A 12,485-nucleotide genomic window follows, 5' to 3' on the forward strand; every position below is an offset into this window, starting at 1 on the left:
GCCGGCTCCGGTCGGCCCGATCCGCGGACGGTATGCCGCGGCCCGCTCGGCCGACGCCTGTCCGCCGGTTTCCCGACGCGGCACCACTGGATGATCGATTCCGAGGGATCGGATCGGCTGCGCGCGGGGGACGAGGGTGCCCAACGGCAGTGTACGAAGGCGGAGTTGGACACCCTCGCGACCGCACTTCATGCGAAGACCGACGACCTGCTGAAGGCATCCCGGCATCTCGCACCATGCCGGCCGGCCGTGCGGAGCACCCCGCGGCTCACCGACGCCGAGCGCCCGCGCCATGCGGCGAATCCTCGCGGTGACCGCCTACGACCACTGACCCCTTGGAATCGATCATCTAGCCGCCGCTGCCGGTGGCTGTGGCACCCGCGTGACGGGGGCCTGCCGTGTCGTAGGCCCCCTGGGCCGGGACGGCCGGGGTGTCCAGCGGGATCTCGACGACCGGCTGCTCGGGCGCGCCGATCTCCGGTACCGGTCCGGTGGGGATACCGCCGGACGCGGCGACCACGGCGCCCGGGGCGCCCCCGCGCCGCCGGACCGTGCCCGGCACCAGCAGCCGGCCGCCGGTGTGGAGAGCGACCCCGGTCATCGGCACGGCGATCACGATCAGCCCCACGGCGAGGATCGCGCCCATCGCCGGGAACCCGGCCCGCGCCGACAGCACGCTGCCCACCAGGGGTCCCGCCGCCGTACCGAGCGACGAGGTCGAGCCGACGAGGACGGCCCAACGGCCGCGCGGATCAAGGGAGGCGGCGAGGCCGAGGACGTAGGACAGGACGATCGGGTAGAGGGTGTTCCAGGCGATCTCGCCGGTCGCGAACGTCCTCAGGTCGTGCGCGGACGCGCTGAGCACGATGCAGCCCGCGATGAGGGCTGTGCCCGCGCCGATCGGCACCGCGCGCCCCAGCCGGGCCCCGAGCGCGCCCGCGCCGATCACGCCGACCAGACCGGTGCCGAGCGCGATCGCGAAGACCGCGCCGACGGTGACCTCGGAGAGGTGGGCCTGGTCGATGCCGATGCGGCCGCTGACGCCCCAGAGGGAGTTCTGGGCGAGGGACCAGCAGAGCAAGGTGCCGGCGAGGACCAGGCCGGCGCGGCGGTGGGGGAGTCCGGTGGTCTCCACGCGCGTGTGCGCCGTCGTCGTACGGACCGGGAGGCGTCCGGTCAGTGGCCATACGGCGAGTGCGGTGAGGGCGATCGCGGCGAGCGGCCGGCCATGGCCCGCGCCGAGGTGCGGGACCGTCAGGTAGACGGCACCCGCGAGCGCGGACACGCACAACAGGCCGAGCGTGGAAGCGCGATGGGGGTCCCGTTCGGCGGCGATCCCGGACGCGGCGACCGTGGTGGCCGTACCCGATCCGAACCCGCCGACCACCGCGCCCGCGATGACCGCGGGGACGGCGTGCGTGAGGGCGGCCGAGCCGTACCCGAGAACGGCCAGCGCGAGACCGATCCGCGCGAGCGTGCGCGGGCCGACCCGGTCGACGCGCGAGGCGAGCAGAAACCCCGCCGCGGCCGAACTCAGCAGCAGCGCACTGCCGACGGCACCGGCCTGTGTGGCGGAGAGCGGAAGCCCGGCGTCGAGACGGCCGACGGTGGTCGGCAGGAGGTAGGGGGCCAGATACCCGGCCGTGAAAAGGGCGACGAGGGGCCAGGGCGTGGTGGTGCTGCGGGCGAACACGGGCGTTCCCAGGGCATGCGAAAGAAGCGGCTCAAAAAAGGGGGATGGGGCGACGACCGTCGACGGACAGGAACGCGCGGCCAATTTGTATCAAGCACGCGGTTCGCGAAAGAAGGGCGGGGGGTGTGATCTGGGGCACGTTGTGTTTGGTGTGGGAGATGCGGGGCATGCGTGGTGCTGAACTTTTCAGCGCCGTTCATTTTCCAGCCCGTTGGGGGTCCGGGGGCGCAGCCCCCGGAAGGCGCGCTCACTACCGCCAGTGCACAGCCCCACCGGCCGCAGCCGACGCACCCTCGATCTTCGCCCTGACCTCCCGCATCACCGCAACGATCTGCCCCTCGTGCTCCGGCGTCAGCCGAGCCACCGGCACCGAGCAACTGATCGCGTCCAGCGGCGGGCTGTCGTACCGCAGCGCGAAGCCGAAACCGACGATGCCTACGACGCCCTCCTCACGGTCGATCGAGTAACCCCGGGTGCGGATCGAAGCGAGGTCGGCGGCCAACGCGTCCCGCGACGTGTGGGTGTTGGGGGTGGCGGCCTCGTACGGCCCGGCCGGCAGCTCGGCGTCCGGCCGTTCGGCGAGGAGCGCCTTGCCCAGGGCGCCGACGTGGGCCGGGAGCCGCCGTCCCACCCTGCTGATGGTCCGCAGGTACTCGTGGGACTCCCGCGTCGCCAGATACGCCACGTCCCGCCCGTCCAGCCGCCCCAGGTGGATCGTCTCGCCGAGCGCCTGGGACGCCTCGTCGAGATACGGCCGTACGACCCGCACGCGTGGGTCGGAGTCCAGATAGGTCGTGCCGGTGAGCAGGGCGTGGATGCCGATGCCGTAGAGCGAGCCGGTGATGTCCGTGCGGACCCAGCCGTGTGCGATCAGGGTCTGGAGGAGGGCGTACATCGAGCTGCGCGGCACGCCCAGCTCGTCGGCGAGTTCCTGGAGGCGTGCGGGACGGTCGCCGCGCGCGGCGAGCAGTTCGAGCAGCTCGACCGTACGGGCGGCGGACTTCACCTCGCGGACGCCACCGGGCTCTGACATGGGGCGATGTTAGCGAGCGCGGGTGCCCCATTGACGGTCGAGGTTCGTGTATCTAACCTTTGTCTTCATACGTGGATGACGTCTACATAGGGAGATAGCACAGTGAACGGCGACACGGAGACCGTGGTGCGCAGGCTCCGGGACGGGATGGCGGGCGGAGTGCTCTCCTTCCCGCTCACCTCCTTCCACGACGACGGCTCCCTCGACCCCGACGGCTTCCGCACCCATGTCGCGGCCCGGATCGCCACCGCCCCCGGCGCCGTGTTCCCCGCCTGCGGCACCGGCGAGTTCTTCTCGCTCGACGAGGACGAGTACCGCACGGTCGTCACCATCGCCGTCGAGGAGGCGGCCGGCCGCGTCCCCGTCGTCGCCGGTGTGGGCTACGGCTGGGCGCAGGCCGCCCGCTTCGCACGCATCGCGGAGGACGCGGGCGCCGACGCGCTCCTCGTCCTGCCGCACTACCTCGTCGCCGCCCCGCAGGACGGCCTGGTGGCTCAGCTGGAGCAGCTAGCCGCCCGCACCCGGCTCCCGCTCATCGCCTACCAGCGCGGCCAAGTCGCCTTCACCGCAAGCTCGTTGAAGCGGATCGCGGCGATCCCCGGCGTCATCGGCCTCAAGGACGGCCACAGCGACCTCGACCGCCTCCAGCGCCTCACGCTCGCCGCCCCCGAGGGCTTCCTGTTCTTCAACGGCGCCTCGACCGCCGAGATCCAGGCCCGCGCCTACGCCACCGTCGGCGTCCCCGCCTACTCCTCCGCCGTCCACGCTTTCGCCCCCGAGATCGCGAACGCCTTCTTCACCGCGTTGCGGGACGGCGACGACAAGGCGGTCGAGAAACTGCTGCGCGAGTTCTACGTCCCGCTCGTCGAACTCCGCGACCGCGTACCGGGATACGCCGTGTCGCTGGTCAAGGCGGCGGCCTGGCTGCGCGGCCAGCCGGTGGGACCCGTGCGCGCCCCGCTCACCGACCCCTCGGCCGCCGACCTGGCCGAGCTCACGACCCTGCTCACCACCGGACTCGACCTCGTAGGAGCCGCGCTGTGAACCTCACCATCGCCGACGTCCGCCTCACTCCGATCCTGGTCGCCGACCCGCCCCTCCTTAACACCCAGGGCGTCCACCAGCCCTACACCCCGCGCCTGATCGTCGAGATCGAGACGGCCGACGGGATCACCGGCCTCGGCGAGACCTACGGCGACACCAAGTACCTGGAGCTGGCCCGCCCCTTCGCCGGGAAGCTGATCGGCCGTCAGGTCAGCGACCTGAACGGCCTGTTCACGGTCGCCGACGAGCTGGCCGTCGACAGTTCACGGGTCTCCGGGCAGGTCGACGTCGGCGGACTGCGCGGTGTCCAGACCGCCGACAAGCTGCGCCTGTCCGTCGTCTCCGCCTTCGAGGTCGCCTGCCTCGACGCCCTCGGCAAGACGCTATGGCTGCCCGTGCACGCCCTGCTCGGGGGCAAGGTGAGAGACGCGGTCGAGTACAGCGCGTACCTGTTCTACAAGTGGGCCGACCATCCTGAGGGTGTCGCGAGCGAGAAGGACGACTGGGGCGCCGCCGTCGACCCGGCCGGAGTCGTCGAGCAGGCACGGAAGTTCAAGGAGCGGTACGGCTTCACCTCCTTCAAGCTCAAGGGCGGGGTCTTCCCGCCCGACGAAGAGATCGCCGCCGTACGGGCGTTGGCGGCGGCCTTCGCCGACCACCCGCTCCGCCTCGACCCCAACGGCGCCTGGTCCGTGGAGACTTCGCTGAAGGTGGCGAAGGAGCTGGGGGACGTCCTCGAATACCTGGAGGACCCGGCGCTGGGCACCCCGGCGATGGCCGAGGTGTCCGCCGGGACCGGCGTGCCGCTCGCCACCAACATGTGCGTGACGACGTTCGCCGAGATCAAGGAAGCGTTCACGCGCGATGCCGTACAGGTGGTGCTCTCCGACCACCACTACTGGGGCGGGCTGCGCAACACCCAGCAACTGGCCGCCATCTGCCGCACGTTCGGCGTCGGCATCTCCATGCACTCCAACACCCACCTCGGGATCAGCCTCGCCGCGATGACCCACGTCGCGTCGACCGTCCCCAACCTCCACCACGCCTGCGACTCCCACTACCCCTGGCAGTCGGAGGACATCCTCACCGAACGCCTCACCTTCACCGACGCCAAGGTCACCGTCTCCGACGCGCCCGGCCTGGGCGTCGAACTCGACCGCGCCAAGCTGGAGTTCCTGCACCGGCGCTGGCTCGACGACGACGGTGCGTTGCGCGAACGCGACGACGCGGCCGCGATGCGGATCACCGACCCGGAGTGGGTGACGCCGTCGATGCCGCGCTGGTAGGAACCGGGTGACCGGATCCGGACGCGTGCGGTGCGGTGTCCGTGGGCGGGGCCGCACTGGCCGCGGCGGGCACCGTAGAGCCCGGACCTGGGGTTGCCCGGCACCGGCGCGACGGGTGGGCCCGGAGCGGGAGTCGCCCCCACGCGTGGGTGGTGGTGCACACTGGCCTGATCCGTATCACGTCAGGGAGCGCACCGTGACCGCGTCCAACGCGTCCACCGGAAAGGGACCGTCGTCCCGCAGCGAAGGGCCGTCCTGCGGGGTCGATCCGCTGGCCGGGCTGCGCGCGGCGGACGATCCGCCCTGGGACGTGTATCTCACCGGCACCGTCTTCCTCGACATCATCTTCACCGGGCTCGAATCCGCGCCGGTGCGCGGCACCGAGTCCTGGGCGCGCGGGATGGGGTCGAGCCCGGGCGGCGTCGCCAACATGGCGACCGCGCTGGCCCGGCTCGGGCTGCGGACCTCCCTCGCCGCGGCCTTCGGCGACGACCACTACGGCGAGTACTGCTGGGACGCGTTGCAGCAGGGCGAGGGCATCGACCTCTCCGCCTCCCGGACTGTGCCCGGCTGGCACTCGCCGGTCACCGTGTCGATGGCGTACGAGGGTGAGCGCACGATGGTGTCGCACGGCCACGAGCCGCCCCCGGAGGTCGTGTTCGGCCAAGGGGGCGCACCCGACTGCCCGCCACGCGCGCGTGCCGCCGTCGCCTCGCTCACCCCGGGCAAGCAGGCCCCCTGGGTCGCCCAGGCCGCGAGCGAGGGCACCCGGATCTTCGCCGACGTCGGCTGGGACGACACCGGCGCCTGGGACCTCGCCGGACTCGCCGACCTCGCGCACTGCGAGGCGTTCCTGCCGAACGCCGAGGAAGCCATGCGCTACACCGGCGCCGACTGCCCCCGCGCCGCCGCCCACGCGCTCACCGAACACGTACCCCTTGCAGTCGTCACCCTCGGTGCGGACGGCGCGTACGCCGTGGACCGGCGTACCGGGGAGTCCGCCGAGGTCCCGGCGATCGCCGTCGAGGCCCTCGACCCCACCGGCGCGGGCGACGTCTTCGTGGCCGGCTTCGTCACCGGCACCCTCGCCGGCTGGCCGCTCGCCGACCGCCTCGCCTTCGCCGGACTCACCGCCGCCCTCTCCGTCCAGGAGTTCGGCGGCTCCCTCTCCGCACCGGGCTGGTCCGAGATCGGCGCCTGGTGGCGCAAGGTGCAGTCGGTCGACGGCCAGGACCCGACGGCCCTGCGCCGGTACGCGTTCCTGGCGGGACTCGTACCGGAGGAGCAGGGCAGCGGCAGCCCGTGGCCGTTGCGGCGGGCGGTGCCGACGATCGGGTTCGGCCGGTCGACCTAGGAGCGGCAGTACGGGGCATGAGCGGCCGGGCGGGCGGCGCCTGCTCCAGGGGCCCGGAGGCGAACCGTTCCCGCTCAGCTGCCCGCCGCACGCTCCAGCACACCGGTGACCTCTTCCCGTACGGCCTCGAAGACCGCCTCGGGCAGCGTGCCGAGCGGTGTCAGGGCCAGGGCGCGGAAAATCCGGCCGGTGTCCGTGTCGTAGGGAACGGTCTCGCTGAGCACGTCGTAGCCGTCACGGACCGCGACCCGCAGCACGCGTGCCTCCGTGCCCTCCGCCGCGCCCACCGCCACCGCGACCACGAACGGAACCCCGCCCCGCAGCACACCGGTCAGCTTGCGATAGCCGCTGGCGACCGGCTCGGCCCAGCGCAGGCTCAACAGCACCGGCCGCTTCGCGAGCAGCTCGGCGAGGTCGGTCTCGACGGGACCGTCCGGCTCCAGGACCACCGCGCGGGCGTCCAGCACCAGCGCGGCGGGGAGCAGACAGCGCAGTGTGCTGCCGACGATGTTGCCGCCGACCGTGGCGGTCCGGCGCACGGCCCCGGTCCCGACACCCGCCGCGGCCCGCCGCAGCACCTCCGGCACCCGCTCGTCCATCTCGTGCAGCAGTACGGCCGCGCCCAGCGTCCCGTCCCCGATCACCTTCGCCTCGGGCAGCTCCCGCAGGGACACCGCCTGCTCGGGGAACCCGTCCCGTTGCCAGGAGGCCCACACGAGCGTCGCCCCGCCGACGGGCACCGCCCCCTCGGCCAGGCACTCCTGCGCTTCGGACACGGACGTGGGCAGACGCACGAACACAGCGGCCGACCTGCCTTCCCTGCATGGCCTACTTGGCGGACATAGCGCATTGTCCGTACATGCCAGGGGGCGCGAACAGGGCTCACGGCGTCACCCCGCGCGCCTCTCCTGCGCCGGACCCGCTCCCGCAGCAAGGCAGGACGGGCCCGTATCAAGGCAGGACGGACCCGTATTTCGTGGCCCGACGGTCACCGAAAAGCCCTACGGCGTTGTCAGTGGCCCGGCGTACCCTGGAAACCACCAGGCCGCCCTTGTGGCGGGCGAGTCTTTTCGAGGAGGACGAGCAAGGCCTACAGAGCCGGCCCATGACTCAGACACCCACAGCTCACACCCCCGCGCAGGAGCAGGCGAAGGCACGGTTCACCGTCCCCGCCCAGCATCCGATGGTCACCGTCCTGGGGTCCGGAGACGCCCTCCTGCGCGTGATCGAGAAGGCCTTCCCGGCGGCCGACATCCACGTCCGGGGCAATGAGATCAGCGCGGTCGGCGACGCCCGCCAAGTCGCCCTCGTCCAGCGCCTGTTCGACGAGATGATGCTGGTGCTGCGCACCGGGCAGCCGATGACGGAGGACGCAGTGGAACGCTCGATCGCCATGCTGCGGGCGAGTGAGAACGGGGATGGTCCCGAGGAGACACCGGCCGAGGTGCTCACCCAGAACATCCTGTCCTCGCGAGGCCGCACGATCCGCCCCAAGACCCTCAACCAGAAGCGGTACGTCGACGCGATCGACAAGCACACGATCGTCTTCGGCATCGGCCCCGCCGGCACCGGCAAGACCTACCTCGCCATGGCCAAGGCGGTCCAGGCGCTCCAGGCCAAGCAGGTCAGCAGGATCATCCTGACCCGCCCGGCGGTCGAGGCGGGCGAGCGGCTGGGCTTCCTCCCGGGCACCCTCTACGAAAAGATCGACCCGTACCTGCGCCCCCTGTACGACGCGCTGCACGACATGCTGGACCCGGAGTCGATCCCGAAGCTGATGGCGGCGGGCACGATCGAGGTGGCGCCGTTGGCATACATGCGCGGTAGGACGCTCAATGACGCCTTCATCATCCTGGACGAGGCCCAGAACACGAGCCCCGAGCAGATGAAGATGTTCCTCACCCGGCTCGGCTTCGAGTCGAAGATCGTGATCACCGGTGACGTGACGCAGGTCGACCTGCCGAGCGGCACGAAGTCGGGGCTGCGGCAGGTGCAGGACATCCTGGAGGGGCTCGACGACGTGCACTTCTCCCGCCTGTCGTCGGCGGACGTCGTCCGGCACAAGCTGGTCGGCCGTATCGTCGACGCGTACGAGAAGTACGACAGCGAGAACGGTACGGAGAACGGCACCCACAAGGGTGCCCGTGACAAGCGGAAGTAGATCAGCACGACCATGTCGATCGACGTCAACAACGAGTCCGGAACCGAGGTCGACGAGCAGGCGATCCTCGACATCGCCCGCTACGCCCTCGCGCGGATGCGCATCCACCCGCTCTCCGAGCTCTCGGTGATCGTCGTGGACGAGGACGCCATGGAGCAGCTCCACATCCAGTGGATGGACCTGCCCGGGCCGACCGATGTCATGTCCTTCCCGATGGACGAGCTGCGTCCGCCGAGCAAGGACGACGAGGAGCCCCCGCAGGGGCTGCTCGGTGACATCGTGCTGTGCCCGGAGGTCGCCACGAAGCAGGGGGCCGAGGCCGAGACGCAGCACACCATGGACGAGGAGCTCCAACTCCTCACCGTCCACGGTGTGCTGCACCTCCTCGGCTACGACCACGAGGAGCCGGACGAGAAGGCCGAGATGTTCGGTCTCCAGGCCGCCATCGTGGACGGCTGGCGCGCGGAGAAGGGCGTCGACGGCCCCTCCCCGGCTCCGACGGTCTCCTAGGGCACGGGGCAAGGGCACAGGTAAGCACGCCTCATGAGTCCTCAGATCGTCGTCGGCGCCATCGCCCTGGTCGTTGTCGCCTGGCTCGCCGCCTGCGCGGAGGCGGGCCTCGCGCGCGTCTCCAGCTTCCGCGCCGAGGAGGCCGTACGGTCCGGCCGGCGCGGCAGTGCCAAGCTCGCGCAGGTCGCCGCCGACCCGACCCGCTATCTCAATGTCGCCCTGCTGGTCAGGGTGGCCTGCGAGATGGCCGCCGCCGCGCTGGTCACCTACGAGTGTCTGCACGTGATCCACGGCACCGCGCCCGCGCTGCTCGCCGCGATCGGCGTCATGGTCCTCGTGTCGTACGTCGCGGTGGGGGTCTCCCCGCGCACGATCGGGCGCCAGCATCCGCTGAACACGGCCACGGCGGCGGCGTACGTCCTGCTGCCGCTCGCGCGGATCATGGGCCCGATCCCGTATCTGCTGATCCTCATCGGCAACGCGCTCACCCCCGGAAAGGGCTTCCGGCGCGGCCCGTTCGCGTCCGAGGCCGAGCTGCGGGCGCTGGTGGACCTCGCCGAGAAGGAGTCGCTGATCGAGGACGAGGAGCGCCGGATGGTGCACTCGGTCTTCGAACTCGGCGACACCCTGGTGCGTGAAGTCATGGTCCCCCGCACGGACTTGGTGGTCATCGAGCGGTACAAGACGATCCGTCAGGCCCTCACCCTCGCGCTCCGCTCCGGCTTCTCGCGGATCCCGGTCACGGGGGAGAGCGAGGACGACATCGTCGGGATCGTGTACCTCAAGGACCTGGTCCGCAAGACGCACATCAGCCGGGACGCCGAGTCCGAGCTGGTCTCCACGGCCATGCGCCCCGCCAGCTTCGTGCCGGACACCAAGAACGCCGGTGACCTCCTGCGCGAGATGCAGCAGGAGCGCAATCACGTCGCTGTCGTCATCGATGAGTACGGCGGCACGGCCGGCATCGTCACCATCGAGGACATCCTGGAGGAGATCGTCGGCGAGATCACCGACGAGTACGACCGGGAACTGCCTCCGGTGGAGGAACTGGGCGACGACCGCTACCGGGTCACCGCCCGTCTCGACATCGGCGACCTGGGCGAGCTGTACGGCTTCGAGGCCTACGACGACGAGGACGTGGAGACGGTCGGGGGGCTGTTGGCGAAGGCACTGGGGCGCGTTCCCATCGCCGGTGCCTCCTCCGTAGTAGAACTGCCCGACAGGCGCGAGCTGCGGCTGACGGCGGAGGCCTCGGCCGGGCGTAGGAACAAGATCGTGACGGTGCTGGTCGAGCCGGTGGATCCGGCCGACCCGGCCGAGGAGGAGACGAAGCCGGAGTGAGCCCCGAGGAACTGCGCGCGTTCTGCCTGTCGTTCAACGCGACGGTGGAGGACTTCCCGTTCAACCCGGACACGTCCGTCTTCAAGGTGCTGGGCAAGCTCTTCGCCCTGACCCGGCTGGACGGCCGCCCGCTCACGGTCAACCTCAAGTGCGACCCGGAGGACGCGGTCCGGCTCCGGGAGGAGTACGAGGGGCTGATCATCCCCGGGTACCACATGAACAAGCGGCACTGGAACACGGTGACGGTGGACGGGGAACTCCCGGACCGGTTGGTCAAGGAACTGATCGAGGACTCGTACGACCTGGTCGTGGCCGGTCTGCCGAGGGCGGAGCGGCTGCGGCTCGACCGGCCGTAAATCCCGGTGAGCGGCTGGTGAAGGCGTGTCAGAATCCGGCGTATGGCTGCTGCTGTGCGATATCCGCGTCCTCTGCGCCCCGGTGACCGTGTCGGTGTCACCTCTCCGTCCAGCGGGGTCCCGGACGCGCTGCGCAAGCGACTCGATGTCGCGGTCCGCGATGTCGAGACGCGCGGGTACGAGGTCGTCGTCGGCCGGTGCATGGACGGGACGAGCCATGTCAGCGCCCCCGCCGCCGAGCGGGCCGCCGAGCTGATGGACATGCTCACCGACCCCGGCATCCGGGCCGTGGTGCCCCCGTGGGGCGGGGAGACCGCGATCGACCTGGTGCCGTTGCTCGACTTCGAGCGGATCGGGCGCGCCGAACCGACCTGGGTGGTCGGCTACTCGGACATCTCGACCCTGTTGACACCCCTGACCCTGTTCACCGGAACCGCGACCGTGCACGGCAACTCCCTTATGGAGACGCCCTATCGGGCGCCCGAGGGGCTGCTGTCCTGGCTCGACATCGTCGCGGCGCCGCTGGGCGAGCCGTTCACGCAGACCCCGCCGGGCCGTCATCGGAGCCCGGGCCGGGACGACTTCGTGGGTCACCCGGAGGTCCGGGACCTCACCCTCGACACCCCGGGGCGCTGGACCCGCCTCGACGGTGACGGTGACGTCGACATCGAGGGCCGGCTGATCGGCGGCTGCGTCGAGACGCTGGCCAATCTCGCCGGGACGCCGTACCTGGACGTCCCCGCCTTCGCGCGGAGCGCGGCCTCCGAAGGGCTGCTCGTGTATGTCGAGGCCTGCGAGGACAACGCGTTCACCATCTGCCGGAACCTGCACGGCATGCGGCTGGCCGGGTTCTTCGACGCGGCGAACGCCGTGCTCGTGGGCCGGACCCACGCACCCGACAGCCCCACGCTCACCCAGCACGAGGCCGTCATGGACGCGCTCGGACCGTTGGGCGTGCCGGTGGTCGCCGATGTCGAGTGCGGTCATGTCCCGCCGTATCTGCCGCTCGTGAACGGAGCGCGCGGCCGGGTCGTCCACACGGCCGCGCGCTCCGAACTCGTCCAGACCCTGGACTGACATCTCATACGGCGGCCGGATGGGCCTTCCGGTTCCTGCCGAGGCCTACGGCCACCAGCACCGCCGCCCCCAGCGCGATCGCCGCGTCGATGCCCACGACTGTGTGGACCCCCGACAAGAGGTCGCCCGAAGTGGTGGCGAGGACGCCCAGGAGCGGGATGCCGACGGTGATGCCGATCTGTTGGGTGGAGGTGACCAGGCCGGTGGCCAGGCCCTGTTCCTCGTCGGGGACGCCCGAGGTGACCGTCAGGCCGTAGGAGATGATCGCGCCCAGGTGGCACATACTCGCCAGGGAGACGGCGGCCGTCGCCACCCAGACCGACCAGGTGTGGGTGTTCAGGGTCAGGAGGGCGGCGGTCAGAGCCGCCTGGCCGGTGAGCGAGGCGACCAGGGTGCGGCGGGCGCCGATGCGGCCGATGACCTTCGGGGCGTAGGTGCCGGCGACCGCGGACAGGATGCCCTGGACGCCGAAGACCAGGCCCGTCTCGAAGGACGACAGGTGCAGGATCTCCTGGAGGTACAGGGTCAGGACGAAGACCACCGTCGACATCATCGAGAAGGTGACCAGGCCGCCCAGGTTGCCCCAGGCCACCGTGCGGCGGCGCAGCATGGGGAGGGAGATCAGGGGGT

12 protein-coding genes are annotated in these 12,485 nt (G+C 71.1%); 8 read left to right on the plus strand and 4 right to left on the minus strand.

Annotation, left to right across the window (positions count from 1 at the left end; translation table 11 throughout):
* Positions 1-349: 349 nt before the first annotated feature.
* Positions 350-1,693 (minus strand): MFS transporter, encoded by a 1,344-nt coding sequence (locus AC31A1_RS16610; protein ID WP_489654055.1) that lies wholly within the window; start codon positions 1,691-1,693, stop codon positions 350-352.
* A gap of 250 nt (positions 1,694-1,943) precedes the next feature.
* On the minus strand, positions 1,944-2,726 hold the full coding sequence (locus AC31A1_RS16615; protein ID WP_489654056.1) for an IclR family transcriptional regulator: 783 nt from the start codon (positions 2,724-2,726) through the stop codon (positions 1,944-1,946).
* 147 nt (positions 2,727-2,873) lie between these two features.
* Here AC31A1_RS16615 and AC31A1_RS16620 point away from each other — a divergent pair, with 147 nt between their 5' ends.
* The 3 genes from AC31A1_RS16620 (at position 2,874) to AC31A1_RS16630 (ending at position 6,410) form a co-directional block, all read left to right on the plus strand.
* Positions 2,874-3,770, plus strand: a complete 897-nt coding sequence (locus AC31A1_RS16620) for a 5-dehydro-4-deoxyglucarate dehydratase (RefSeq protein WP_489654065.1) — start codon at positions 2,874-2,876, stop codon at positions 3,768-3,770.
* Positions 3,767-5,056: a glucarate dehydratase family protein gene (locus AC31A1_RS16625; protein WP_489654057.1), complete on the plus strand. Its 1,290-nt coding sequence runs from the start codon at positions 3,767-3,769 to the stop codon at positions 5,054-5,056. The genes AC31A1_RS16620 and AC31A1_RS16625 overlap by 4 nt, the downstream gene beginning before the upstream one ends.
* Positions 5,057-5,252: 196 nt before the next feature.
* The gene (locus tag AC31A1_RS16630; protein WP_489654058.1) at positions 5,253-6,410 is read left to right on the plus strand and encodes a carbohydrate kinase family protein; all 1,158 of its coding nucleotides are present in this window, start codon (positions 5,253-5,255) and stop codon (positions 6,408-6,410) included.
* Between the two features lie 74 nt (positions 6,411-6,484).
* Here the strand turns inward: AC31A1_RS16630 and AC31A1_RS16635 are convergent, their stop codons facing one another.
* Positions 6,485-7,210 carry an FAD binding domain-containing protein gene (locus tag AC31A1_RS16635; RefSeq protein ID WP_489654059.1) on the minus strand — a complete coding sequence of 242 codons (726 nt, stop codon included), beginning with the start codon at positions 7,208-7,210 and terminating at the stop codon, positions 6,485-6,487.
* A 305-nt stretch (positions 7,211-7,515) separates the two neighbouring features.
* On the opposite strand from AC31A1_RS16635, the gene AC31A1_RS16640 reads away from it, so the two are divergent.
* Genes AC31A1_RS16640 through AC31A1_RS16660 form a run of 5 tightly spaced genes read left to right on the plus strand, consistent with a single transcriptional unit; the run spans position 7,516 to position 11,855 of the window.
* Positions 7,516-8,571, plus strand: coding sequence for a PhoH family protein (locus AC31A1_RS16640; protein WP_489654060.1), 1,056 nt, complete (start codon positions 7,516-7,518; stop codon positions 8,569-8,571).
* Between the two features lie 12 nt (positions 8,572-8,583).
* On the plus strand, positions 8,584-9,081 hold the full coding sequence (gene ybeY, locus AC31A1_RS16645) for an rRNA maturation RNase YbeY (RefSeq protein ID WP_393755424.1): 498 nt from the start codon (positions 8,584-8,586) through the stop codon (positions 9,079-9,081).
* A 33-nt stretch (positions 9,082-9,114) separates the two neighbouring features.
* The gene (locus tag AC31A1_RS16650) at positions 9,115-10,422 is read left to right on the plus strand and encodes a hemolysin family protein (RefSeq protein WP_489654061.1); all 1,308 of its coding nucleotides are present in this window, start codon (positions 9,115-9,117) and stop codon (positions 10,420-10,422) included.
* Positions 10,419-10,778 (plus strand): MmcQ/YjbR family DNA-binding protein, encoded by a 360-nt coding sequence (locus AC31A1_RS16655; RefSeq protein ID WP_489654062.1) that lies wholly within the window; start codon positions 10,419-10,421, stop codon positions 10,776-10,778. The genes AC31A1_RS16650 and AC31A1_RS16655 overlap by 4 nt, the downstream gene beginning before the upstream one ends.
* A gap of 42 nt (positions 10,779-10,820) precedes the next feature.
* Complete coding sequence (locus AC31A1_RS16660; RefSeq protein ID WP_489654063.1) at positions 10,821-11,855, plus strand: S66 family peptidase; 1,035 nt, start codon at positions 10,821-10,823, stop codon at positions 11,853-11,855.
* A 4-nt stretch (positions 11,856-11,859) separates the two neighbouring features.
* Here the strand turns inward: AC31A1_RS16660 and AC31A1_RS16665 are convergent.
* Positions 11,860-12,485 (minus strand): MFS transporter (locus AC31A1_RS16665; protein WP_489654064.1); only part of this gene is annotated, 626 nt, incomplete at its 5' end.

This window comes from Streptomyces sp. P5F9 (genome assembly GCF_057961495.1).